Genomic DNA, 23,636 nt, shown 5'->3' on the forward strand with positions numbered 1-23,636 from the left:
TTTTTATTAAGGTGTATAAATACAGAATACGATGCTATTATTCTTTTTTCAATTAGTAGTCATACATTATGAAACGGACTCAATTAAAATAGTGCTAAAAAAGTGCCAGGCCCCCAAGCCTTATAAAACATTAACTAGGCGGGGGGCTGGCACTTTTTTATCTTACTTATTTACGACGATCCTCAAACCATCCAATCAAATGCTCCAATCTTTCCAAACGATGCTTTGGCTTACCAGAACGGGACAAGTCATGATTCTCATCAGGGAAGCGAACTAACTTTGTCTCCACACCTAAACGCTTCAACGCCACATACCATTGCTCTGCTTGCTCCATCGGACAACGTAAATCTTGTTCACTATGCAAAATTAACGTTGGTGTTTTAACATTACGAGCGTAGTGAAGAGGGGACAGCTTAATCAATCTTTCATAATCCTCCCACAGATCAGCCTTACCGTGTTGCCATTCCGTAAAGAAGAAACCAATATCACTCGTTCCGTAGAAGCTATGCCAGTTACAGATGCTTCGTTGCGTAACAGCTGCTTTAAAACGGTCTGTACGAGTAACAATAACGTTCGTCATGTACCCACCGTAACTTCCTCCTGTAACAAATAACTCCTCTTGATCAATATAATCAAAGGTCGCCAACGCATAATCCACACCAGCCATAATATCTTCATAATCCATTCCACCGTAATCACCGATAACAGCATTTACGAACTCATGACCATATCCATGGCTTCCACGCGGGTTCGTATATAGAACTACATAGCCTTTAGCAGCCATTAACTGCATTTCATGATGTAACCCGTTCCCATACGCAGTTGCGGGACCACCGTGAATTTGCAGGATCATTGGATATTTTTTGCCTTCTTCATAACCGAAAGGCTTCAAAATCCAACCCTCCACATCCACACCATCCGTACTGATATAATGGATGTTTTCCGGTGTGCTTAAGTGCACTTCTTTATAAAGCTCCTCGTTCCAATCCGTAACTTTTACCACATTTTCCACTTCACTCAAATCTTGCACAACTAAATCACCAGTAGAATGAGGAGTAGCAAGTACAAGAACTGCTTTGTCATCACTCAATACATCATACGAAGTAACACTTGCCACAGCCGGTGATAGAGCAGAAGAAACCTCGCCGTCCACACTCACCTTAAATAACTGACAATCGCCACCAACAGTAGCGTTGAAGTAAATGTTCTTACTCGCATCATCCCAAATTAAACGAGTTTCGGCCGTATCATACTTTGCATCAACCCCAACAAGATTTCCAACTGTGTAATCAAAATGCTCCGTTAAATTCTTACATTCACCAGTTTCTAAAGATAGAAGAAGAACATTTGCATTACCTTGGCTTCTTTCTCCACGAGTATGTCCAGCAAACGCTAGCCATTTCCCATCAGGCGAGAAGGATGGTGCCATAATGTATCCATTTCCATCGTAAACCAAAGACTCTTCTTTCGTATCCAAATCATATTTCCAAATCGCAGGTAAGTAACCCCACTCTTTATCTTCCGCCTTCGTACCAACATAGATCAAGCTCTTGCCATCCGGAGAAAAACGAGGTTGACCGAAATCATGCTCACCTTCCGTTACCTTCTTAAACGCTTTTGTCTCGATATCAAACAAGTACACATGCTTACGATCTTCATTATAAATCCCAACCCCATCACCTTTATAACGAAGTCTAGTAATCACTTTCACATCACTTTTTTTCTCATCTTCTTTTTCCTTTTCTGAAAAATTATCCAATGCACCATGCACAGTCACAGCAAGCTGCTTTCCATCAGGTGACCAAGTAAACTCACCAATTCCTTGCTTCACATCTGTTAGTTGGATAGCCTCACCGCCATCCGTATGTAAAAGCCAAACCTGATTTTTGCCAGTACGGTTAGATCGAAACGCAAGCGTACTTCCATCAGGAGACCATTTTGGAGTAACATCTTTCACTAAGTGATCTTTAGAATAATGAGAAGTGAATTGTCTTCCGTTTCCATTAAGGTCTGTTAAATAAATATAAGAATAGTACCCATCTTTTTCCTTATCTACATGCGTTAACACATAGGCTACCTCATCTTTCGTAGGGGAAACTTGCGGATCTCCTACAAACTTAAATTTACACAAATCATCTGCCGTAATAGGTCGTTTTGCCATCATCCATACCTCCATTGAGTAGAGGGGACAGACACCTTGATGCATCGATGAATCTAGGTGTCTGACCCCATAATGTAAAATCTATAAATCTATCATAACATTTCGAGGAGCGAAGTAAAAATGATTTATTCGATAGTTCAGTATTTTCAGTGAGAAATGAGGACGGGGTTCATTTCTCATTTTAAAAATGAGTAGAGGGGTCAGGCACCTTGATGCATCGTTGAGTAAAGTAGGAATTGTAATATTTTTGTAGAATACATATGTAGAAGTAATAACAGTAAATAATAGAAAAAGGTGAAATTAGTGATTGATAAATTAAAAACGTACCACATAAGCTGTTATTTGCAGTTGGTTTCTCGTTAGTTTTAGTTAGTGGTTTACTAGCTTTTACTAATTTTTGGTTAAATATTATTTCAGCTTTAACGTTGTTTGTTGCGGTGTTAATTATACTACTTGCTGCAGATCAGAGACACCAAGCTACTAGAAAGTGAAAAATGGGAACGGGGTTTCATTTCTCATTAATATTGCCAGCCCCAGAAACGTATAAAAAATTTTAACGTGTAGAGGAACAGGCACCTAAGTTAAATGTATTTTATCCACGCTTTAAACCATCTTTTTTTATAAATAAAAGCAACGCTATTCAAAAGAAAAGTGGGGATTTGTTTAGGTATGAATCTTCTTCTGTAGAGTTTGTATGCCTTCTTTAAATCTTCCCATTGAGAACATTCTCCTCTTTGGCGAAATCGTGCCACATCAATCAATTTCACATGGCCATCTTTTGTAAGAATGATGTTACGTAGATGCACATCAGAAGGATTTAATCCAACACCTCTGACCAACTTTAATGCCATATCAACTTCTAAAATGTGCTTATACTTTATCGGAATACCTTTTATAAGGCAATTGAAAAATGTTTGACCGGAAATATAATCTATCACAATATAATTCTCTCCATAAGCATGTAATGTAGGGAAGAACGGGTTTTCTTTTAACATGGTGTAAACAGTAGTCTCTTCTTTTCCTATTTCTCTATGTGTAGGAAAGTACACTTTTATAACTAAGTTTGTAGATTTAATTTTGAATGCATACGCACTTCGTCCTTTACCAACAAGCTCTAGCTCATTTGCCTTGTCAAGCAATCTAACAGTAGATCCATATATTTTATATATAACGCTATTAGCTAGTTCTTCATATGTTTTCATTGTTCGTTACCTCCTGATAGTCTGCTAGAAAAACAAAAAACCTTTACCATATATGGTAAAGGTTGGTTAACAGAATATCTAAAAGGCGCCTTACCATCTGGTAAAGGTCTTGCTAACAACGTAATGTTGCCAATACTGCCGAGAGCATATTGCTCTGTCATGACGACATGTATTGTAAAAGCTACTCCCCTTTAATAGGAATATTTATTTGTAAAATAAGAATAAGATATGGAAGGAGTTTTGTCAATGTATATTATATACTTGTAAACTTCCATAGGTTGGACAAGAACTAATTACTACTATGACTTTATATTATTAGACGTTTTTGTTAAAGTGGAGTATATATATAAACTGAAATACATAGGGGGGATCTAGTGATGGGATACTTAGAATTCCTTTGGGCGTACATAGTAGTATTCGTTTTAGCAGCCATTCCATTTTTTGAAGGATACGGAGTAATTGCTCTAGCTATTTTCGCGGGCTTACCAGTAATACCAGTTGTAATACTAGCTATACTTGGCAACATATTGACTGTCATTTTGCTGATTATTTTTATCAATAAACTTAAAGAATGGAGAAAGAAACGTAAAGGTGAAGAAGAGGAAAGGGAGCCGAGCAAAAGAGCATTACGTGCTCAAAAGCTATGGCAGAAATATGGCTTGCCAGGTCTTGCATTCATCGGCCCACTTATTGTAGGTAGTCATCTTGCCGCATTTATGAGTCTTTCATTTGGAGGAACGAAAAAAGGAACCTCTATTTGGATGACGACAAGCATCATCGTTTGGAGCATTGTTTTTGCTGTATTAACTCATTTTGGGGTAGATTTTTTAGGATATGGGGACAGAGGATTTTTTAAGCAAATCATTGAAAACGAATAAAGATTAACGTTGTAGAAATTAATTGAGTCTTTAATCGAGAAAGAGTATCCTACACATAAAAAATCGTCTAGTTTTTAACTAGACGATTTTTTTATAAGACTTGAAACTTCTTGATCTTTTTTCTTCGGAATATAGTCAAATATTTTGTTTGATTCCAAATCATCGACAAGTCGGTTTAACCAATCATAATATTCTAAAGCATAATGGAGTTTGTCGATATCAAATTTAGTCATTGTTTTTAAATCATCAGGTGTAGACGGGTCCTGAATGATCTCTTCTAATTCTATTAATGATTTGTCTATCATTGCTATATTAGTATGAATACCTGCGCGCCATTTAATAGAGAAAAGACCAACAAACGATTTAAACCAATCATCGTTACTTTCGTAATAATCTTTACGATCTCCTTTTTTCCACACCTTGTCTACCATTTGCATTTCCTGGAGCTGTCTGACTGAAGTGCTCATACTTGTTTTGCTCATGCCTAGCTCTTCTTTCATTTCATCTAGCGTCATCGGTTTTTCACTAAAGTAGAGTAGACCATATAACCTTCCGACAGAAGGGGTTATACCATATAAACTCATGTTTTGTGCCATGCTATCAATAAATCGCTCTCGAGCCTTTAAGAGCTTTTCATTAGTGATTTCCATTACTTCACTTCCTTGAAATTTCTACCTTTAGCGTATCATATTTAATTATAAAATAAAATTTGTAATATAACTGTAATATGGAGCATTTGGTCGCAATTGTAAGAATTCAGTGTGTTTTATACGTACAGTATAAACTGTACGGACTATACGATAGAAATATCAAGGTATATGGACTTTGTGGAAAAAAAATGCACTTTGTATAATAAGAAAGTACCAAATAAGGGAACAAACATAGACAAAATTATTGAATATATTACTTTTCACCTGTTTTTATGACTAGCAACAAGAATGATTAACGGAATAATCCGTGTATTCAGTGAGAAGCTTTCGCCAAAGGAGAAATACGAATGAATAAAATTGAAGTACATAATTTAACAAAGGTTTTTGGGAAAAATCCAAAGGAAGTAATTAATAGATTGAACCTAGGTCAAGACAAAGAACAGATTTTAGAAGAGACTGGCCTTACTGTCGGTGTGAATAAAGCTTCTTTTGAAGTAAAAGCTGGTGAGTTCTTTGTTATTATGGGTCTTTCTGGTAGTGGAAAGTCTACATTGATTCGTCTTGTTAATCGATTAATTGAACCGACAGATGGAGAAGTACTTATCGATGGAGAAAACATTACTAAGATGAACAAAAACGAACTTATTGATATTAGACGAAAAAAGCTTGCAATGGTCTTTCAAAAGTTCGCCTTATTTCCACATCGAACAGTTAAGGAAAATGTGGAATTTGGTCTAGAGGTTCAAGGTGTCTCAAAGAGTGAAAGAGAAGAGAAAGCATTAAAGTCTATCTATGATGTAGGCCTAAAAGGCTATGAAAATAGTTATCCAGACGAGCTAAGTGGTGGAATGCAACAAAGAGTTGGACTAGCTCGTGCCCTTGCTAATGACTCTGATATTCTACTGATGGATGAAGCATTCAGTGCGTTAGACCCTATCATTCGAAAAGAAATGCAAGATGAGCTATTAACCTTGCAGAGTAAGTATGGCAAAACAATTCTATTTATTACGCATGACCTAGATGAAGCATTAAAACTAGGAGATAGAATTGCCATTATGAAAAACGGTTCAATTGTCCAAATTGGCACAGCAGAAGAAATTTTAGAAAATCCAGCAAATGAATACGTTTATAACTTTGTAGAAGATGTAGACCGTTCAAAGGTTTTAGTTGCTTCCAACATTATGAAGAAGCCAGATGTCGTGACTGTTTGGAAAGACGGCCCAAGAGTAGCGGTGAAAAAGATGGAAGAAGCGGGTATATCTAGTATTTTTGTTGTGGATAAAGATAAAAAGTTAAAAGGTATACTAACGATTGATGCAGCAATTGAAGCTTATAAAGAAATTAAATGGGTGGAAGATGTATTAGAACAAGGGTACCACACAACTGCACCTGATACGCCGTTGAGTGAATTAATTGGTGTTGCGGCGGAATCGAAGTATCCAATTGCGGTAGTAGAAGATGATAGATTACTAGGAATTATCGTGAGAGTATCTATTTTATCTGGTCTCGTTTTAGGTAAAGAGCAAGGTGAGGTGACAACATGAATTACTTCACACTTCCATTAGAAGATTGGACAAATCATTTCGTTTATACGTATTTAATTCCCATATTTGGTGGCTTCTTTGATTTCATCAGAGGCATTATTTCTTTCTTTATTAATGGTGTTGCAGATTTATTTACTTTTATACCAGCAGAGATTATGGCACTTATTCTAGTTATCTTAGCTTGGAAGTTTGCAGGGAAAGGGATCGCTATATTTACCGTTTTCGGTGCACTTTATTTAGGGTCTGTTAACTTGTGGGATGCAGCAATGCTTACATTAGCAGTAGTAGTAGTTGCTACGTTATTCTCTATTATTATTGGAATCCCATTAGGTATTTTAACAGCGAAAAATAAAACGTTAGATGCATTAGTGAGACCAATCCTAGACTTTATGCAAACTTTACCAAGTTTTGTATATTTAATTCCAGCTATCTTACTATTTGGCTTGGGAGAAGTACCGGCAGTTATTTCTACCTTTGTATTTGCTACACCTCCAGCAGTAAGAATGACAAGCTTAGGTATTAAGCAAGTACCAACAGATATGGTAGAAGCAGCTAAGGCTTTTGGATCCACACCTTGGCAAATGCTGACGAAGGTACAATTACCGATTGCTATTCCAACTATTATGGCTGGAGTCAATCAAACTATTATGCTAGCACTTTCCATGGCTGTTATTGCCTCTATGATTGGTGCACCAGGTTTAGGTTCGACCGTTTTAGCGGGAATTTCTAGTGTAAACGTAGGAAAAGGGTTAGTCGGGGGACTAGGTATTGTAGTGTTAGCTATTATACTAGACCGCATTACACAAGGATTAGGTAATACAAAAAAGAGAAAAGGGTGAGTGGGGAATGAAGAAGATTAGTGTATTGTTTATTTTAGTTTTTACTATATTAGTAGGGTGTTCAAGTAATGATGGAAGTACAGGTGGAGATTCAAAGGATGTAACGATTAAGTTTGGTGTGACACCTTGGACTAGTACAGTACCTCCAACAAAAGTAGCAAAATTACTTTTAGAAGACATGGGGTATAAAGTGGAGGAAACAAACGCAGATGCAGGGGGAGTTTATACTGGCTTATCCCGTGGAGATTTAGATGTATTTATGGATTCATGGTTACCAGTTATGCATGCGAATTATATGGAGCAATTTGGGGACAATATAGCAAGTACTTCTATAAGTTATCTTGATGGAGAATTAGGTTGGGTTATTCCAACGTATGTAGAAGGAATCGACTCTGTTGAAGATCTGATTGGTAATGAAGACTTATTTGATGGAAAGTTATACAGTATTGAAGAAGGTGCAGGTATGACCATGACATCTCGTGAAATGATTGAAGAATTAGGACTAGACTTAGAAGTTGTTCCGTCAAGTGAAGGTGGAATGATAGCACAAGCACAACGTATGATGGCAAATGAAGAACCAGTACTATTTTTAGGATGGAGACCACATCCAATGTTTGCGAATTATGACTTAAAGGTTTTACCAAGTCCGGAAGGCTTCTTTGATACTTCTGAAGTGCATGTTATTACGAATAATGATTTAAAAGAAAAAGCTCCAGAGGCTTACGAATTCTTAAGTAATTGGAGTATGAACGTATCGGATATCGAAGCGATGATCGTACAAATCGAAGACGAAGGTCGCGATGCTGAAGAAGTTGCTCAAGAGTGGATTGATAACCACCAAGATGAAGTGAAAGCGATGACTGGTAATTAATTTTTAAAATGGTAAGGATGAATCAAAGGGAAAAGCCTTTTGATTCATCCTTTTTTTATGAAAACCTTTACAAAATCTTTTTGAAAGGATATAAATAAAAAAAATAGCTGCATATATTGTAACAGAGGTTAGAATAAATATTATTTGATTTTACTCAAAATATACAGAAAAGGGGGTTGTTCTTGATGCAAAGGTCCGGCTTTCTATTGCTTTCTTATTTTGTTGCTTCCTTACTGTTTATGGAGATACTATTTCGTATCATTTCAGATAACCATGCGATTGAACTTATTTCAACAGGGCTATTTTATTCAACCTTATTTTCTATTTCATTAGCATTTTTACTATGTGTTTTTGTATCTACTAAGTGGATTACGTTAAATAAGATTCTTACCATAATTGTTTTATTTATAATGGGTATTCTTTACACCAGTCAATTTATATACCACGATGTATTCAAAACCATCTATAACTTTTCGTCTGCTGGGAATGCTGGGCAAGTTTTTGGGTTTAAGGATACAATGTTTCGAACAATTAAATTGAATTTCCATTGGATTTTACTTACATTATTACCCGCGATCCTACTTCCATTCCTTTTCATACGAAATAAAATGACATTCCATCCATTTAAAAAACAAGTAGTTCTTCTTTATCTCTTCTTATTCTTCTTATTTCATTCTGTTGGTCTTTTATTTATTTCATTTGGAGATGATCATCAGGCGAATTCTGCTTATGATCTTTACTATAAAAGTAGTTCCCCTGTTTTATCTGTAGATCGTTTAGGGCTGTTTACTACTTTAAGGTTAGATATTCAACGTCACGTGACGAAATGGAGCCCTAGTGTAAACATTCCATTACCACCTGTTGAGGCTGGGGGGAAAACAGAAGAGGAGAAAAAGCCCCCAAATAATAAAGAAGTTGAGATAAAATACAATGAACTAGAAATTGATTTTGATACATTAATAGAGAAAGAACAAGACGAGGGAATAAAACAATTACATTACTACTTCCAACAACGCCAACCTTCAAAAAAGAATGAATACACTGGGAAATTTGAAGGGTACAATTTCATTTTTATCACTGCAGAAGCGTTTGCTCCTTATGCTGCACATAAAGAAGTAACACCAACTCTTTACAAACTAGTAAATGAGGGATTTCGTTTTACAGATTTCTATGTACCTACTTGGGATGTGAGTACTTCTGACGGTGAATATGTAGCAACCACTGGGCTTATACCGAAGCCAGCCGTTTGGAGCTATTCTCGTTCAAGCAAAAATCATCAACCGTTCGCTATGGGGAATCAATTAAGAGCCCTAGGTTACACAACGAAAGCGTATCATAATTATACCTATTCGTATTACGACCGAGATAAATCGCATCCTAATATGGGATATGATTATAAGGGGATTGGGAATGGCTTAAATGTAGAAAAGTCATGGCCTCCTTCTGATTTAGAAATGATGAAAGAAACCATTCCAGAATTTATCCATTCCGAATCATTTCATGTATACTACATGACAGTAAGCGGGCATTTAGAATACAATTTCTTCGGTCAAGCAATGGCATGGAAAAATAAAAGCTATGTGGACCATTTAGATCTTTCAACGCAAGCACAAGCCTATCTTGCGACACAAGTTGAATTTGATTTAGCAATGGAATACCTTTTGAACGAATTAGAGGCAGCAGGAGTGTTAGAGAATACGTTGATTGTGATAAGTGCGGACCATTATCCATATGGATTGGATTTTGAAACGATAAATGAATTATCAGGCAAAGAAGTGGATATCGACTTCGGCATTCACAAAAGTGAACTAATTATTTATGCGCATGGCGAGGAGAGCATTGTTATTAATGAACCAACCTCTAGCCTTGATATTATGCCTACCATCTCAAATCTATTAGGAATAGAATTCGATTCTCGTTTACTAATGGGAAGAGATATATTCTCTGATATAGAACCATTAGTTATCTTTAGAGATAGAAGCTTTATTACAAAAGAAGGAAAGTACCTTTCTCGTACAGGGGAATTTACTCCAAATGAAGGTACGGATGTGGACCAGCCGTATATAGATCGTATAGCAAACGATGTAAACCAACGCTTTTATGTTTCTTCTAGAATACTAGACTTGGATTATTATAGAAGACTTTTATTTGATAAATAAGCGAAAATGTAAAGGTCCTATTCTCTTGCAATATTAGGTGCCTGAGCCCCAGTGTATTTAAAGTATTAGCCAGGGGGGAGGTACCTTAATGTTGTGAAAGGAATTACAATTTTTAGCAGGTGATTTTGTTTTTAAAGAGAATATTTAATATAAATAAGCAAGAAATTAAAGGAGGAAACAATTTGAGCCAAGTATGTGTTATTGGTATTTATGTACCTAATATTCAGAAGGCTATTGATTTTTACACTACAGTTTTAGGCTTCGAAGTAAATAAACAATATGGGAATAAGATTGTAACACTCGTTAACGGAAATCTACCAATAGTTTTAGAGGAATCGGAAAAATTTTCATACAATGCAAATAGCAATACTACAGGAGTAGCTTTAGGATTAAAAACAGAGGATATTGAACACACAGTAAAAATGTTAAAAGAACATAAAGTTGATTTCATTTTGGATGAGCCTACTAAATGTCCTCCAGGAAAATATATTAGTTTTCGAGATCCATTCGGAAATGTCTTAGAATATCTACAATTTGACGTCGAAGGGACAGACCCCTCGATGCATCAATGAATCTTGGTGTCTGACCCCCTTGGTGCGTTAAGAAAAGGTGTCATCCCGACGTATTTGGGGATGGCACCGCACTTAATTTTTAAATCCTGTATAGACATGAATAGCATCTCTTAAAAATTCAGCGACCCCCTCCTGATCTTTATCATAGTAGGCTTTAAATCTTTCGTCATCTACATAAATCCGGACAACACCAGCATGAGCCTCTTTACTGTATTCAGACCAGTAGAATGTTAGCCATCTTTTATGCAAATCAGCTGCTTTTTGTGCAAGATCACTCGAAGGATCACCCGTTTTAAAAGCTTAACGGTATATTCTATCTTTTCACCTTCTACCTAAACTTTACTTTACACCTTAACGTTGCGTTAATGTAAATAGGTAATTTTAAATAACTGCGTCTAAGGGCCAGAGTACGTAAAAGTATCACTTACTGAATCAGTTAATAATGGTGTCACTATTGTTGAAACGAAAATAAGTCTTGAGGTTCAACTGACATAAAAGTTTGTTTATAGCTGAACTTCATAAGGCCAATGAAGTTCAATCGTGATAAAAAAATGATAGTAGTTGAACTTCATAAGGCCGATGAAGTTCAATCGTGATAAAAAAATGACAGTAGATGAACTTCATAAGGCCGATGAAGTTCATTTGGCATAAAAAAATGTTTGCAGATGAACTTCATAAGGCCAATGAAGTTCAATCGTGATAAAAAAATGATAGTAGATGAACTTCATAAGGCCAATGAAGTTCAATCGTGATAAAAAAATGATAGTAGATGAACTTCATAAGGCCGATGAAGTTCATTTGGCATAAAAAAATGTTTGCAGATGAACTTCATAAGGGCGATGACGTTCATTTTGCATAAAAAAATGTTTGCAGCTGAACTTCATAAGGCCAGTGAAGTTCAATCGTGATAAAAAAATGATAGTAGATGAACTTCATAAGGCCGATGAAGTTCATTTGGCATAAAAAAATGTTTGCAGAGGAACTTCATTTAATATAAAAGTAGAATCTTGGTGTCTGACACCTTTGTCCGTTTTATCTTGATAATGGCTATTTTTCTGTTTTATGAGCAAGCAAAAATACTACTTGTTAATTGATTACAAATCCATGGTTAAGCAAGCTTTATCTGGGAAATATAAGGAGGTATCAAACGAAAAAGGTGTGATAATGAAACATGAATGAAAAACAAGAAAAAATGCTACAAACTATTCGGGATGCTAAGGAAAGTATCTCTAAAATGGCAGTAGAATATTGGAAATTGTACTCCTGGTTCGATGATTGGCAATTTTGGGTTGTTGCAACAATGTTAATTGTTCCACTGATTGTCCTATTTATTAAAATAGATAGGAGCAAAATGCTTCTACTTGGGTTTTATGGGTTAAATTATCACATTTGGTTCGCTTATACGAATTCAGCAGGGATTAGAATGGGATTGTGGGAGTACCCATACGAAATTCTCCCGATTTTACCTAGTTTTGCTTTAGATGCCTCGCTAGTACCGGTTGCTTATATGCTCATATATCAATGGACGATTAATCATAGAAAGAATTTTTATTTGTACTCTACTTTATTATCAGCTGTTTTTGCATTTATATTAAAACCTATACTAGTAAGCCACAATTTCTTTAGAATGTTTGAGTTTGTAAACTACTTTTATTTGTTCTTATTCTACGTAGGTTTTTTTGTAATTTCTAAGTTGATTACAAACTTGTTTCTAAAGCTTCAGAAAAGTGCATCGAAAGGACATACCCTTTGATGTATAAGTGAATTGTGGTGTCTGACCCCATGGTTCATAAAGTAAAAAACTCCCAAGTCTAATTAGACAGGGAGTTTATTTCTAATGCTAAATTATTTTATACTGTCACACAATTAATTTTACACAAGCTGTCTTCCCATTTTGGCTAGTGCGTATTGAATGCCGTGTTGCAACGTTTGGAAGAAATAAAATTTCGAGAAATCAATGTTTGACTTAGAAATAGACATACTCAGTTCGGAAGAGATTCCTACGAGGATTACATCTGTTCCGATTAATTTAGAAGCTAGGCATATTTTTTCAATAAAGCTAGTTGTGTTTTCACAAATATTTCGATCTATACCTGTTAAATCCAATATTAAATAATTTGCTTTGTATGAAGGGAGGTTATTTAATGTTTTTTCAACTAATTCTTCCGAACGTTCTAAATCATATTTCCCTACTAATGGAACAACAACAATTCCTTCCAGTACTGGGATGATAGGAGAGGAAATTTGTTTAACAAGTTCCTGTAGTTCTCTCGTTTTGTCATTAACCATGCTTTCTAATTTAACGATTTGTTCCGATTCTTTTTTTCTTGCTAGTTGGTGTATATTTTCTGTAACTGTAATATCAGATGGAAAGTAATTAATAACCGTATGTTCATTACCTTCCACCTGGTATTTTATTACTTTATACCAAATATTCTTATTAAATAATCCGGAAAATACGCCTGCAAAGTGCGCAGGAAGAAAGTTTCCACCAGTTGTTTTACCTTGAGCCACATTTAATTTGTGCTCCCAACTATCTTTTAATAGCACGGTAACTGTTTTAGCGTCAAAATCTAAGTTTTCAATTGTAGTACGTCCCCACCCTGCAGCTGCATATGTACTTGCAATGGCTTCCGCTGCTTCTGCAACACTAACTTGCTTCATTTTCTCAAAAAATTCACCAACAACAAGTCCTTGGCGAAATCCTGTTGCTTCAAAAACTAAATTGGATGATTCTTCACCTGAGATTTCCTCTATGGTATCAAAGAACGTTTTCATTGCTGTTGTTATCCAAAAAAGAACAGAATCTCTTTCTTCAAAAAGAAATTCTCCTTTTTCTACATCCCATTTAAATTCAGTTCCTTCGATTTTTATACTTGTCTTATCCGCCATGCTATTTTCCCCCTCGTATAAAATTCTTTATATTTGAATCGATTTCATAATTACGGTTCTTTTAGTGAAAAACGAATTATCTTCTCTAAAAAACATAGTATGTTCATCTTTGAGAGTCTTCACAAGTGAATAGAGCCTTAAAATTCGTTTTTCGTGTAGTAATGATTCTTTATGAAACGGACTCATGTAGATGGATAACCTCATTATAAAGGATTAAATAAAAACATGTCTATAAAAGTGGTTATGTGTCACGAAGTGCACCGAGGAGACAGACCCTTTGAGGCATTATTGAATTGCGGTGTCTGACCCCTCGATACACTATTCACTCTTTAATAACTCTAACTGAATTTCTATTATTTCTGGTCTATTAAAAATTCTAAACGGTATGATGCTATTACCGAGCCCTCTGTTGACAATCATGACGGTGTTATCTTTAGTATGTGTACCTGCTGTATATTTCGGAAAGAACCCGTGATTAGGAGCGACTAATCCACCTACGAATGGGATTCTAACTTGTCCAACGTGGGCATTGCCTGATAAAACGAGTTCCAAACTATACTGGACATCTAAAGAAAAAAATTCAGGTCGATGGGACAGTAGTATTTTGAAACTATCATGATCGAGTCCGTCTAACGTATCTTCTAAAGCTTCCTTAATAATTCCTGACTCACCATAACTGTCATTTGTTTTGGCAGGTTCATCAATTCCAACTATATGCATTTGACTATTACTACAATTACCTATATAAGAGATGATGATTACATGAAGAAGAAACTCATAAGAAAGTTAACCTTATGCTTACTGGCTATTTTCATCTTTATTTTTTCCTATATTTTCAAAATAATTCTATTGTGACAACAGAAACAACGATTAACTATTATTCTATTGTTGCCGTTATATGCGGTGCTGATTTGGGCGTATCTTGATCCGGAGGATAGTATGAAATTCGGGCAGAAATGGCAGTACAAAGGGGAGCCGGAGTAATCTGATATGGCCATAGCTTATACGAAGTTTGTGGCGAAGTTTGGTTTGATTTTCTTAACTGTTATTGTAGGAGCTTCTATTTTTGAAAGTCATTTAGTTAGGTTTTTCTGTTTGTAACGCAGCGGACAATGACGTTAGGATTTTTAAGTCTTATTTTCATAGTCATTTTTCCGTTTATTATTAAGTTAAGTGAGAAGGATGAAAGTTTGTGGTGAGTAAAAACAAAGATATATGTTGAAAGACGATGATCAAATAATATACTTTGTCTACAATATTAACTGGTTATTACCTAAAGATATCCAAGAGGAAGCAGGAAGTAATAAAAATCCTTTCGGAGTTGCCTGAAGATAAAGTACACTTACATTTATTAGTCCCTATATACAACTTACATTGAACCCAAACTAGTTAAAACAAGAAACGGTCCATAGCCCAACCAAAAGTACCGATAGAGGTTAAAAGTATAGAAAGGAGTCCAAAAAGTACCTATAGAACGAAAAAAAGTATCCATTGGAGTAGAAAAAAGTATCCATAGCCCAACCAAAAGTACCGATAGAGGTTAAAAGTATAGATAGGAGTCCAAAAAGTAGCTATAAAACGAAAAAAAGTATCCATTGGAGTAGAAAAAAGTATCCATAGCCAATCAAAAAGTACCGATAGAAGTTAAAAGTATAGATAGGAGTCCAAAAAGTAGCTATAGAACGAAAAAAAGTATCCATTGGAGTAGAAAAAAGTATCCATAGCCAATCAAAAAGTACCGATAGAAGTAAAAAGTATAGATAGGAGTCCAAAAAGTAGCTATAGAACGAAAAAAAGTATCTATTGGAGTAGAAAAAAGTATCCATAGCCAATCCAAAAGTACCGATAGAAGTAAAAAGTATAGATAGGGTGTCCAAAAAGCACCTGTCACTGGTCTTTATTTTCGATTTGGCAGTTATTCGAATCGAAAGAATCGTTAGTAACTTCAGATCCCCAAAATCACATTTGACAATCTAAAGATGCATGTATTAAATTATATATAGACCAGTTGTTATAAAAGTGAGGTAAGTGTTATGACAGAGAAAAAGTCTTCTAAAGAAAAAATTATCGAAACAGCTTCTAGATTGTTTCAAGAACAGGGCTATCATGCAACAGGTTTGAACCAGATAACAAAAGAAAGTGGTTCTCCTAAAGGCTCTCTTTATTATTACTTTCCAGAGGGAAAGGAACAGCTTGCATGTGTAGCAATAGAAAATACAACGGAAAATGTGGCATTTCAGATTAAAGAAGGCCTTATGTCTGAGGATGAACCGATTAAAGCCATCCAAACATTTATTCTCGAATTAGCCAATGCTTTTGAAGAAAACGACAAAAGGATAGGAATTCCTGTGGCAGCTGTCGCACTAGAAACGGCAAATACGAGTGAAGTGTTACGAGAGACTTGTAAAAAAGCATATGATAAATGGCACGAAATTTTCGCTTCTAAACTGATAAAAGCGGGATATGAGGAAAGTGAAGCGAAGGAAGCAGCATTAGTTATAAATGCATTGATTGAAGGTGCATTTATTAATGTGTTGACAAGAAAGAACGGCGATCCATTGCGACTAATAGCAAAATACATACCAAACATCTTACAAAAATAATGCTCGAAACTTATTCATGTTATGAGCTTTTGCATAATATATATAGACTGGTCTATAAAAAATGCAGGAGGGAAAATCATGAGTAAATCGAAAATTTTAGTTACTGGTGCAACAGGAAATATCGGTTATTATGTGGCCCATGCTCTTGCTGATAAAGGAGAAAGGGTGAAGATAGCGTTTTTCCAAACAGATAAAGCTGGCGATAGATTTAAGAACATTAAGGTTGAGCCAGTTAAATTTGATTTTCTTGATCCATTCACCTTTGACGGAGCGCTGGATCATGTGAAAAAGGTTTTTCTCATTCGCCCTCCACAACTCGCGAATCCAACAAAAGACATGAAACCATTTCTTACGATGGCAAAGGAAAAGGGGGTAGAACATATTGTTTTTGTTTCTCTCATGGGAGTAGAAAAAAACCCTATTGTACCTCATAGAAAGATAGAGAATTTAATTCGAGAATCAGGAATTAATCACACGTTTTTACGCCCTTCTTTTTTTATGCAAAACTTAAACACGACGCATCTAGAAGATATCGCTTTAAGAAATGAGTTGTATATGCCAGTAGGAAAAGCGAAAACAAGTTTTATTGACACAAGAGACATTGCAGATGTAGCTGCCGTTTGTTTGACAGAGAATGGGCATTGTAACAATGCATACACATTAACAGGTGCTAAAGCGTTGGATTACCATGAGATTGCAGAGATTCTATCAAAAACTTTAGGTAGAAAAATAGAATACAAAAATCCAAGCATATTGGTATTCCGAAAAACCTTAATTCATAGGGGGATAAAAAAAGAGTTTGCTAACATCATGACGATGCTCTATGTTATAACACGATTTGGGTCTGCAAAGAAAATCACCGACGATGTTAAGAAAATTTTGAAGCGGGAGCCCATTTCCTTTGAGCAATATGCAATAGATTTTCAGAACGCTTGGAATAAATAATTTTAGAGAGGGAGTATTTATAATGTATAAGAATAAATTTAAATCATATTTGAAAGCAGGTTTACTTGCAGCATTAATTATTGGAGCAATTGTGAACATTATCTTTATCCTATTCGGTATATTAGTTGGTCACGACATTGGCCTTATCGGTCAAAATAGGGACACACTATATATTGTTTTTATTACGTTCGCAACAGTGGTGGCTGTATTTGTTGGAACCATTATCTTTTATATACTGCAAAAATTCACAAAAAAACCTGTAAGATGGTTTACCGTAATTGTCCTAATGGGTTTCCTATTCAATACGTACACAGCCGAAGCGGATTTGGCAGATGCATATAAAATAACGGCTCATGTGATGCACGTTTTTGTCAGCGGTTTTGCTCTATATTTAATACCGAAGTTTGTAAAAAAATAAGGATAACTGGTTTTGGAATTTGACATGGGGACAGAGATAGTTGCCAATATAAACCGTTGATTTGAGCCCCTTGGATAAGACACCTTTATCAGTGACTCACTCTGTCTGAACCCATGGTGTACTTTTTTTATTCTTAATCTCAATCTCCGCTAAATAAGGCAAATGATCGGAAGCTAGTATATCTGTCTTTAAGGCTTTTGCACTTACAACCTTTAGCTCCTTACTAACGAAAATATAATCTAGTTTCATAAAAGGTCTATTAGAGGGGAATGTATGGTTGTGCCCTTGTCCATTGTTTACGTCTATTAAATAGCTCGAAACTTCTCGCCAGCTCGCGGAATATGGTTTCATGTTCCAATCGCCCATGACGATAGTTGGATTTCTCTTTTTCTTAACTTCTTCTATTATATAAGTAGATTGTTTTAGATGTTGTAAAGGAGTGAAGCTTAAATGTGTTACAAAGCAAGATAAAGCGCTATTGTTTACTTGTACATCCACTTCTAATAGCCCTCTGGCCTCGACAAGTCGAGGTAAAAAATCAAACTTATGGTTACGACTACTAACAATAGGAAAACGCGTTAAAAGGGCATTCCCGTATTCCCTTGCTGTGGAATTTTTCTTTTTTTGAATAGATATCGTTGAACCAAATCTATAATTCATATTTAACTCATCTGCAAGCCACATAGCTTGATTCACAAATTGGCTCCGCTTAGAAAATGCTTGATCCACTTCGTTCAATCCTATAATATCTGCTTGTGATGACTGTATAACGTCTTTAATTCTACTTAAATCTAATTTTCTATCCATACCTTTCCCGTGATGAATGTTGAATATTAAAACTCTCATTGAAGTTGCTTCACTCTTTTCTTTTCTGAAAATGGAATATATAAGAAGCATCCTTATTTTACTAAAATAGGAACAGTTTTATCCTCTCCTTTTTTGAAAACTGTTCAAAGGCGAACTCCACGACGGAAAAGTTAAGTCCTAATATTTGTCAAATGGTTTTAAGTAATCTATTAATGGGTAACTCAAGATATAGATTACTATACAAAGGGGAAAAGTGAATGCAAACGAAAATGAAAAAAGCGCTTTTAACAAAAGAAGACATGACAAATCCAGAAATAGTTCCAGAGTGGGTAATTGAAGAGTACAAGACATTCCGTGACATTGTAACGATGAAGACTTTTCCTTGTTATTTTGGGATGACTGCTGAGAAAAAGGGCGAGCTACGTTATGCCTACCTTTCAAAAGATGATTGGTCCAATTTACCGAAAGCGGTAGAGGACTTTTTAAAGCTGTTTAAGGAGCCACCATATGTTCGACATGGCCTTTTTGTTTTTGTGGAACCGGAAGAAGAAGAAGGCGATATAGAACATTACCGTAAAAAGTTTTGGGATATTCTACAAAACTTACATGAAAACGATAAGAAAGAGTGGCCTGTAGAAAAGCCGAAGGACCCTGATCACTTTTTATGGGATTTTCATTTTGATGGGGAACCTATCTTTGTTTTTGGAAATGCCCCTGCTTATAAACAAAGAAAAACGAGAAATTTAGGTAAAGGACTTGTTATGGGGTTTCAGCCACGAAAAATCTTCGATGGACTTGAAGGGACAGAAAAGGGTGGAATAATGTCTCGTGAAAAAGTGAGAGAGCGCGTGGAGAAGTGGGACAACCTTCCGAAGCATCCTGACATTTCGCACTATGGTGATCCAGAACATAACGAGTGGAAGCAATTTTTCATTGGTGACGACAGTGAACCGATTAAAGGAAAATGTCCATTCCATCATAAAGATAACTAAACTGTGATGAAAATTAATGTAATGGGGGATTGATGAACGAATGTCCACGCTAGCGAAAACCGCACTAAAACCTTTAGTCAGAAGCGAATATGATGTGTTAAGGCAAGTTATTGTTTGTGAGCCAGAGTTTATGGAGATTCGAGACGTAATTAACGAAACGCAGAAAAAATATAAACATGTTGGAATTCATACCGAATTAGCCAAAATTCAACACCAAAATTTTGTCAATTCAATGGAGGCTAACGGTGTAGAAGTAATACGCTTAACCCCTCAATCACATTTTCCGGAGCAAGTATTTACACGAGATATCGGATTCACCTATGGTCCTGTCATATTTGTTGCAGAAATGGCACATGAGCTAAGGCAAGGAGAAGAGCAAGTGTTAAAGGATTGGTTAGAGGAAAATGATATTTCTTATTTCAATTTAAAAGGGGACAAAATTGAAGGTGGGGACGTTATCGTTGATGGACATACCATTTATGTTGGACTTAGTAATCGAACAAACCATCGAGCAATTGAACAACTAAAAGCAATTTTCCCGCAACATGAAGTGGTGATGCTCCCATTTGAGGAAAAATATTTACACCTAGATTGTGTGTTTAATATTATTTCTCCAACAGAAGCCATTTACTTTCCGGAAGCTTTTACTCAAAAAGAAATCGACATTCTTGCTGCAAGATTTGAGCTAATAGAAGTAACAACTGAAGAACAATTTACTATGGGCACGAATATGTTGAGCATTGGGAACAAGAAAATCTTCAGCTTGCCGATTAATAAAAAAATTAACAGTAAGCTAAAGAGGCGCGGCTATGATGTAATTGAAGTGGACATTATGGAAATAATCAAATCTGGAGGATCATTTCGTTGCTGCACATTGCCTGTGGTGAGAGAATAGGGACAGGGTTATGCATTGAAGGGTCAGACACCTTGATGCAGCCGTGAATCGCAATGTCAGACCCCTTAGTGCATTAGGGGTCTGACACCGTTTTAATCGTTCATTCCAAGTGCTATTCGATAAGGAAAAACTTCAGCAGTCATAATGCCATACTTTACTGCCGGATCATCATTTTTAAATACTTCAGCTTTTTCATCGTTTTCTTCTTTAAAAATAACAATTTCAAATCCTTTTTCATCTACTCTGTCTGTTTTACCAGCCAATATTACTTTTCCTTCATCACAGTAATTTTTCAGTCTTAAAAATGTTGTCCAACTATATCTCTATCTTCTTTCTATAATTACTATTGTCTTAAGATCTTCTCCATCGCTTTTCCTTTTGCTAACTCATCAATTAGTTTGTCCAAATAGCGAATTAACTTCATAGTTGGCTCTTCAATGTCTTCTACCCTCACACCACAGACAACACCTTTAATTAACGTTCTCGAAGGATTTAGTTGCGGCGCATCTGCAAAAAATGATTCAAAGGCTGTCTGCTTTTCCAGTTGTGCTTCTAACTCTTCCTGACTATATCCGGTCAACCAACGGATGATTTCATCGACTTCCGTTTTTGTACGTCCTTTTTTCTCAGCTTTCGTAACATAATGCGGATAGACACTTGCGAAACTCATTGTATAAATCTTATGTTTGGTCATAAAACTTTCCTCCTTATGTAGAACTCTTTATTTTAGTATGAAAAATAGTAGAGTTCAATCGAACAAACCGCTGAAAATAAATAAAAATGTGTATGTTTAATCTACCACAATAACAACATTATTTTTTGTTTATCGGCGCTTTTTTGCATCGGGGGACACCTTGATACATAAGAAAATCGCAGTTTCTGACCACTTGGCGCACGATACTAATAGAAATATGAAGAAGAAAGTGTGTATGGGAGTGGGGGACTGGACCTTTCTAAAACAATTATTAGTGTTCAAAAATTTACATCAATTACTTTGTACAGTGTACCATCTTTCTTCTAGGTGAATATCATGTATTAGAGGAGTTGAAATAAAATATGAATAAAGAAAGTTATGATTACCAAAGCAACTTAAGGAATATACATGATGAGTGTAAAAAATACATGTCTTATCATGTTACGATTACTATGGTAGATGGAAGTGCTCTTGATGGCATAATAGAAAATGTTGACATGGATAATGTCACGGTTTTAGCTGGCGAGGATGTAATGGAGAAGGAAAGTGAGTATGAAACGGATTCAAGACAATATTATGGTAGCTACGGGCGGCCTAGAAGAAGGTACCGACGATACAGACGTCAACGTTTTCCACTAGCTTCTTTAGCTGCGTTAGCCTTATTACCTTATATTCTTCCGCAACCGTATCCGTATCATCCTTACTATTAATGGTACATTCTGCTTTTTTAGTCTTATTATGGGCCAGTCCCCCACTCTGTTAAAAGCTTAACGGAGTGGGGGATTGGCCCTTCATATATAAAAAATATTTGACTTATTAGAGAACAGATTTTTTAGTAACTGTTACTTCTTTCAAAATGTTGTCATTCATTTCTTTGATTTCAAAATGGAGGTGTTGGTATTCAAGTGTTTCTCCTATTTCAGGTATATGTCCGAGCTCTCTAAAGATAAAACCAGACAGTGTATCTGAATCTTCAGGAACTTTTGCCTTGAAAATTTCGTTAAATCGACTTATAGAAATTTTCCCATGACATGTGATATGATTTTCTGTAAGCTCCACGATAAGGACCTCATCAGCCTCGTCTGTCTCATCTTCTATTTCTTGGCCAATCATGGCTTCAATAATATCTTCATGAGTAATGATTCCAGTTGTTCCTCCATATTCATCGATAACAATGGCTAAATGTTTCTTTTCTTTCAACATCATTTTAAAAACTCTTTCTATCGGCATAAATTCAGTAATAAACAGTGGATCACTATCCATAAAATCCTTTATTTCTTTAGAAGGATCAAACGACCAAGAAAGTAGTTGCTTTGCGTGAAACACTCCAATGATGTTGTCCATATTATCTTTATAAACAGGGTAACGTGTGTATTTACTATCCATTACAAAACTTCTTGAATCTTCAAAGGATAAATCACATGATAGGCCATGAATATCCATTCGAGGGGTCTTTAGTGCATCTCGTACATCTTTCGTATAAAAGTCAATAGCCCCTTTTATTCGTTGAGATTCTTCCTTTACAAAAGTTCCTTCTGTTAGTCCAATATCAACCATTGTTTTTATTTCTTCTTTAGAAAAACTTAATTCTGCTTGATTTCCTTTTGATAGAAAACCAATAATAAGTCGTGTAAATCGTGATAGTAAGAAGATGAGAGGCTTTAATATTATTATAAGAATGCTAATGACTGGTGCAACGAAATAGGCTATTGTAGTAGAAAACGTTGCGGCGATTGATTTTGGTAACACTTCTGCAAAAATAATTATTACAACAGTCAGTATACCAGTAGCAATTCCAATATTGGTTCCATGTTCAATTGCAATAATAGTAACAAGAGTAGGTAACATAATATTTGCAATATTGTTTCCTATAAGGATTCCTGTAATAAACTCTTCTGGTTTTGAGATAAGTTTTAGTAGCTTTTGAGCATTTTTATCATTATTCTCAGCTCGTGTTTGAATTTTCATTTTGTTCGCAGCTGTTAAAGCAGTCTCACTTCCGGATAGAAAGAAAGACATAAATAAAAAGAAAATTAGTGCAATAAACACTAATTAGCACCTCCGCAATTATAGTTTAATTAATAAAGTATATCATTATTGTAATAATTATCATAATAATCGCAATCAATTCTAGTCTTTGGTTCAGTTTGCTATACTGTTGTTGAAAAGATTTAGTCTAGCAGCAATTAAAGAAACGATTTTTTCTTAGAAAGGTAAACTGCTGTCCCAGTGCCCTATAAAACTCTGTTAAAGAATTGTTGTTTTATTTATGCGACCATCCCTTGATAAGTGAAAAGTTATTGTTGCATTCAGCATTTTTGTAGCAATTGAAGCACCTGTAGCGAACATAAACAGATAGTACCCCTAAATAAACTTTTCAGGGTAGACACCCATGCAAGGAAAATATTTGCACCATGGAGAATGAAAATTATTCGTGTTTTTACCTACACAATTGATTTCAGCTGCAGGTGTTAGGCTCCCGCGACCGCCCGCGGAAAGCGAACACCTGCAGCT

General features: G+C 35.6%; 22 protein-coding genes and 1 pseudogene. 13 read left to right on the plus strand and 10 right to left on the minus strand.

The features are described from left to right. Positions 1 to 166: 166 nt before the first annotated feature. Together CDZ89_RS08840 and CDZ89_RS08845 are read right to left on the minus strand one after the other, a co-directional pair. Positions 167 to 2,161, minus strand: a complete 1,995-nt coding sequence (locus CDZ89_RS08840; protein WP_100333550.1) for a S9 family peptidase — start codon at positions 2,159 to 2,161, stop codon at positions 167 to 169. 581 nt (positions 2,162 to 2,742) lie between these two features. Next, a complete protein-coding gene (locus CDZ89_RS08845; protein WP_096153945.1) occupies positions 2,743 to 3,363 on the minus strand; it encodes a protein kinase family protein in 621 nt (206 codons plus the stop codon). Positions 3,364 to 3,740: 377 nt separating this feature from the next. Between CDZ89_RS08845 and CDZ89_RS08850 the strand changes: the two genes are divergently transcribed. Continuing rightward, positions 3,741 to 4,241 carry a small multi-drug export protein gene (locus CDZ89_RS08850; RefSeq protein ID WP_096153946.1) on the plus strand — a complete coding sequence of 167 codons (501 nt, stop codon included), beginning with the start codon at positions 3,741 to 3,743 and terminating at the stop codon, positions 4,239 to 4,241. 74 nt (positions 4,242 to 4,315) lie between these two features. Here the strand turns inward: CDZ89_RS08850 and CDZ89_RS08855 are convergent, their stop codons facing one another. Further along, positions 4,316 to 4,891: a GbsR/MarR family transcriptional regulator gene (locus CDZ89_RS08855; protein WP_096153948.1), complete on the minus strand. Its 576-nt coding sequence runs from the start codon at positions 4,889 to 4,891 to the stop codon at positions 4,316 to 4,318. A gap of 347 nt (positions 4,892 to 5,238) precedes the next feature. Here CDZ89_RS08855 and CDZ89_RS08860 point away from each other — a divergent pair, with 347 nt between their 5' ends. The 5 genes from CDZ89_RS08860 to CDZ89_RS08880 all read left to right on the plus strand — a co-directional run bounded on the left by CDZ89_RS08860 (position 5,239) and on the right by CDZ89_RS08880 (position 10,876). Continuing rightward, positions 5,239 to 6,435, plus strand: coding sequence for a quaternary amine ABC transporter ATP-binding protein (locus tag CDZ89_RS08860; protein WP_100333551.1), 1,197 nt, complete (start codon positions 5,239 to 5,241; stop codon positions 6,433 to 6,435). Then, positions 6,432 to 7,274 carry an ABC transporter permease gene (locus CDZ89_RS08865; protein ID WP_096153951.1) on the plus strand — a complete coding sequence of 281 codons (843 nt, stop codon included), beginning with the start codon at positions 6,432 to 6,434 and terminating at the stop codon, positions 7,272 to 7,274. Before CDZ89_RS08860 ends, CDZ89_RS08865 begins: the two co-directional genes overlap by 4 nt. A 7-nt stretch (positions 7,275 to 7,281) precedes the next feature. Next, positions 7,282 to 8,145, plus strand: coding sequence for a glycine betaine ABC transporter substrate-binding protein (locus CDZ89_RS08870; protein WP_100333552.1), 864 nt, complete (start codon positions 7,282 to 7,284; stop codon positions 8,143 to 8,145). 185 nt (positions 8,146 to 8,330) lie between these two features. After that, the gene (locus tag CDZ89_RS08875; protein WP_100333553.1) at positions 8,331 to 10,304 is read left to right on the plus strand and encodes an LTA synthase family protein; all 1,974 of its coding nucleotides are present in this window, start codon (positions 8,331 to 8,333) and stop codon (positions 10,302 to 10,304) included. Positions 10,305 to 10,486: 182 nt separating this feature from the next. After that, positions 10,487 to 10,876 (plus strand): VOC family protein, encoded by a 390-nt coding sequence (locus CDZ89_RS08880; RefSeq protein WP_100333554.1) that lies wholly within the window; start codon positions 10,487 to 10,489, stop codon positions 10,874 to 10,876. Positions 10,877 to 10,948: 72 nt separating this feature from the next. Here the strand turns inward: CDZ89_RS08880 and CDZ89_RS08885 are convergent. After that, a pseudogene (locus tag CDZ89_RS08885) lies at positions 10,949 to 11,176 on the minus strand (TipAS antibiotic-recognition domain-containing protein); the annotation flags it as partial. Between the two features lie 871 nt (positions 11,177 to 12,047). Here CDZ89_RS08885 and CDZ89_RS08890 point away from each other — a divergent pair. Further along, a complete protein-coding gene (locus CDZ89_RS08890) occupies positions 12,048 to 12,629 on the plus strand; it encodes a CBO0543 family protein (protein WP_100333555.1) in 582 nt (193 codons plus the stop codon). Positions 12,630 to 12,748: 119 nt separating this feature from the next. On the opposite strand, the gene CDZ89_RS08895 is transcribed toward CDZ89_RS08890, so the two are convergent. Together CDZ89_RS08895 and CDZ89_RS08900 are read right to left on the minus strand one after the other, a co-directional pair. After that, complete coding sequence (locus tag CDZ89_RS08895; protein ID WP_096153961.1) at positions 12,749 to 13,768, minus strand: STAS domain-containing protein; 1,020 nt, start codon at positions 13,766 to 13,768, stop codon at positions 12,749 to 12,751. A gap of 318 nt (positions 13,769 to 14,086) precedes the next feature. Further along, on the minus strand, positions 14,087 to 14,488 hold the full coding sequence (locus tag CDZ89_RS08900) for a metallophosphoesterase family protein (protein ID WP_100333556.1): 402 nt from the start codon (positions 14,486 to 14,488) through the stop codon (positions 14,087 to 14,089). 1,313 nt (positions 14,489 to 15,801) lie between these two features. Here CDZ89_RS08900 and CDZ89_RS08905 point away from each other — a divergent pair. The 3 genes from CDZ89_RS08905 to CDZ89_RS08915 all read left to right on the plus strand — a co-directional run bounded on the left by CDZ89_RS08905 (position 15,802) and on the right by CDZ89_RS08915 (position 17,734). After that, the gene (locus CDZ89_RS08905) at positions 15,802 to 16,371 is read left to right on the plus strand and encodes a TetR/AcrR family transcriptional regulator (RefSeq protein ID WP_100333557.1); all 570 of its coding nucleotides are present in this window, start codon (positions 15,802 to 15,804) and stop codon (positions 16,369 to 16,371) included. A 78-nt stretch (positions 16,372 to 16,449) separates the two neighbouring features. Further along, positions 16,450 to 17,316 carry an SDR family oxidoreductase gene (locus CDZ89_RS08910; protein WP_096153967.1) on the plus strand — a complete coding sequence of 289 codons (867 nt, stop codon included), beginning with the start codon at positions 16,450 to 16,452 and terminating at the stop codon, positions 17,314 to 17,316. 22 nt (positions 17,317 to 17,338) lie between these two features. Further along, the gene (locus CDZ89_RS08915) at positions 17,339 to 17,734 is read left to right on the plus strand and encodes a DUF6069 family protein (RefSeq protein ID WP_096153968.1); all 396 of its coding nucleotides are present in this window, start codon (positions 17,339 to 17,341) and stop codon (positions 17,732 to 17,734) included. 96 nt (positions 17,735 to 17,830) lie between these two features. Here CDZ89_RS08915 and CDZ89_RS08920 read toward each other — a convergent pair whose 3' ends face one another. Further along, positions 17,831 to 18,580 (minus strand): endonuclease/exonuclease/phosphatase family protein, encoded by a 750-nt coding sequence (locus tag CDZ89_RS08920; protein WP_227521475.1) that lies wholly within the window; start codon positions 18,578 to 18,580, stop codon positions 17,831 to 17,833. A 218-nt stretch (positions 18,581 to 18,798) separates the two neighbouring features. Between CDZ89_RS08920 and CDZ89_RS08925 the strand changes: the two genes are divergently transcribed. Both CDZ89_RS08925 and CDZ89_RS08930 read left to right on the plus strand, forming a co-directional pair. Further along, positions 18,799 to 19,533, plus strand: a complete 735-nt coding sequence (locus CDZ89_RS08925; RefSeq protein ID WP_100333559.1) for a YqcI/YcgG family protein — start codon at positions 18,799 to 18,801, stop codon at positions 19,531 to 19,533. 40 nt (positions 19,534 to 19,573) lie between these two features. Then, positions 19,574 to 20,428 (plus strand): dimethylarginine dimethylaminohydrolase family protein, encoded by an 855-nt coding sequence (locus CDZ89_RS08930; RefSeq protein WP_100333560.1) that lies wholly within the window; start codon positions 19,574 to 19,576, stop codon positions 20,426 to 20,428. A 92-nt stretch (positions 20,429 to 20,520) separates the two neighbouring features. On the opposite strand, the gene CDZ89_RS19625 is transcribed toward CDZ89_RS08930, so the two are convergent. Together CDZ89_RS19625 and CDZ89_RS08935 are read right to left on the minus strand one after the other, a co-directional pair. Further along, the gene (locus CDZ89_RS19625; RefSeq protein WP_157842707.1) at positions 20,521 to 20,691 is read right to left on the minus strand and encodes a hypothetical protein; all 171 of its coding nucleotides are present in this window, start codon (positions 20,689 to 20,691) and stop codon (positions 20,521 to 20,523) included. Positions 20,692 to 20,771: 80 nt separating this feature from the next. Next, positions 20,772 to 21,122 carry a DUF2200 domain-containing protein gene (locus CDZ89_RS08935; RefSeq protein WP_096153974.1) on the minus strand — a complete coding sequence of 117 codons (351 nt, stop codon included), beginning with the start codon at positions 21,120 to 21,122 and terminating at the stop codon, positions 20,772 to 20,774. A gap of 362 nt (positions 21,123 to 21,484) precedes the next feature. Here CDZ89_RS08935 and CDZ89_RS08940 point away from each other — a divergent pair, with 362 nt between their 5' ends. Next, complete coding sequence (locus CDZ89_RS08940; RefSeq protein ID WP_096153976.1) at positions 21,485 to 21,832, plus strand: hypothetical protein; 348 nt, start codon at positions 21,485 to 21,487, stop codon at positions 21,830 to 21,832. Positions 21,833 to 21,938: 106 nt separating this feature from the next. Here the strand turns inward: CDZ89_RS08940 and CDZ89_RS08945 are convergent, their stop codons facing one another. Continuing rightward, positions 21,939 to 23,171 (minus strand): hemolysin family protein, encoded by a 1,233-nt coding sequence (locus tag CDZ89_RS08945; RefSeq protein WP_100333561.1) that lies wholly within the window; start codon positions 23,169 to 23,171, stop codon positions 21,939 to 21,941. Positions 23,172 to 23,636: the final 465 nt, after the last annotated feature.

The organism is Bacillus alkalisoli, assembly GCF_002797415.1.
Classification (GTDB): domain Bacteria; phylum Bacillota; class Bacilli; order Bacillales; family Bacillaceae_I; genus Bacillus_CD; species Bacillus_CD alkalisoli.

Excerpts from the sequence above, each read along its gene's own strand:
- CDZ89_RS08925 (WP_100333559.1), top strand. The coding sequence starts at position 18,799 with ATGCAAACGAAAATGAAAAAAGCGCTTTTAACAAAAGAAGACATGACA.
- CDZ89_RS08845 (WP_096153945.1), bottom strand. The coding sequence starts at position 3,363 with ATGAAAACATATGAAGAACTAGCTAATAGCGTTATATATAAAATATAT.
- CDZ89_RS08920 (WP_227521475.1), bottom strand. The coding sequence starts at position 18,580 with ATGAGAGTTTTAATATTCAACATTCATCACGGGAAAGGTATGGATAGA.
- CDZ89_RS08895 (WP_096153961.1), bottom strand. The coding sequence starts at position 13,768 with ATGGCGGATAAGACAAGTATAAAAATCGAAGGAACTGAATTTAAATGG.
- CDZ89_RS08935 (WP_096153974.1), bottom strand. The coding sequence starts at position 21,122 with ATGACCAAACATAAGATTTATACAATGAGTTTCGCAAGTGTCTATCCG.
- CDZ89_RS08915 (WP_096153968.1), top strand. The coding sequence starts at position 17,339 with ATGTATAAGAATAAATTTAAATCATATTTGAAAGCAGGTTTACTTGCA.
- CDZ89_RS08890 (WP_100333555.1), top strand. The coding sequence starts at position 12,048 with ATGAATGAAAAACAAGAAAAAATGCTACAAACTATTCGGGATGCTAAG.
- CDZ89_RS08930 (WP_100333560.1), top strand. The coding sequence starts at position 19,574 with ATGTCCACGCTAGCGAAAACCGCACTAAAACCTTTAGTCAGAAGCGAA.
- CDZ89_RS08855 (WP_096153948.1), bottom strand. The coding sequence starts at position 4,891 with ATGGAAATCACTAATGAAAAGCTCTTAAAGGCTCGAGAGCGATTTATT.
- CDZ89_RS08860 (WP_100333551.1), top strand. The coding sequence starts at position 5,239 with ATGAATAAAATTGAAGTACATAATTTAACAAAGGTTTTTGGGAAAAAT.
- CDZ89_RS08870 (WP_100333552.1), top strand. The coding sequence starts at position 7,282 with ATGAAGAAGATTAGTGTATTGTTTATTTTAGTTTTTACTATATTAGTA.
- CDZ89_RS08910 (WP_096153967.1), top strand. The coding sequence starts at position 16,450 with ATGAGTAAATCGAAAATTTTAGTTACTGGTGCAACAGGAAATATCGGT.
- CDZ89_RS08900 (WP_100333556.1), bottom strand. The coding sequence starts at position 14,488 with ATGCATATAGTTGGAATTGATGAACCTGCCAAAACAAATGACAGTTAT.
- CDZ89_RS08865 (WP_096153951.1), top strand. The coding sequence starts at position 6,432 with ATGAATTACTTCACACTTCCATTAGAAGATTGGACAAATCATTTCGTT.
- CDZ89_RS08905 (WP_100333557.1), top strand. The coding sequence starts at position 15,802 with ATGACAGAGAAAAAGTCTTCTAAAGAAAAAATTATCGAAACAGCTTCT.
- CDZ89_RS08875 (WP_100333553.1), top strand. The coding sequence starts at position 8,331 with ATGCAAAGGTCCGGCTTTCTATTGCTTTCTTATTTTGTTGCTTCCTTA.
- CDZ89_RS08940 (WP_096153976.1), top strand. The coding sequence starts at position 21,485 with ATGAATAAAGAAAGTTATGATTACCAAAGCAACTTAAGGAATATACAT.
- CDZ89_RS08840 (WP_100333550.1), bottom strand. The coding sequence starts at position 2,161 with ATGGCAAAACGACCTATTACGGCAGATGATTTGTGTAAATTTAAGTTT.
- CDZ89_RS08850 (WP_096153946.1), top strand. The coding sequence starts at position 3,741 with ATGGGATACTTAGAATTCCTTTGGGCGTACATAGTAGTATTCGTTTTA.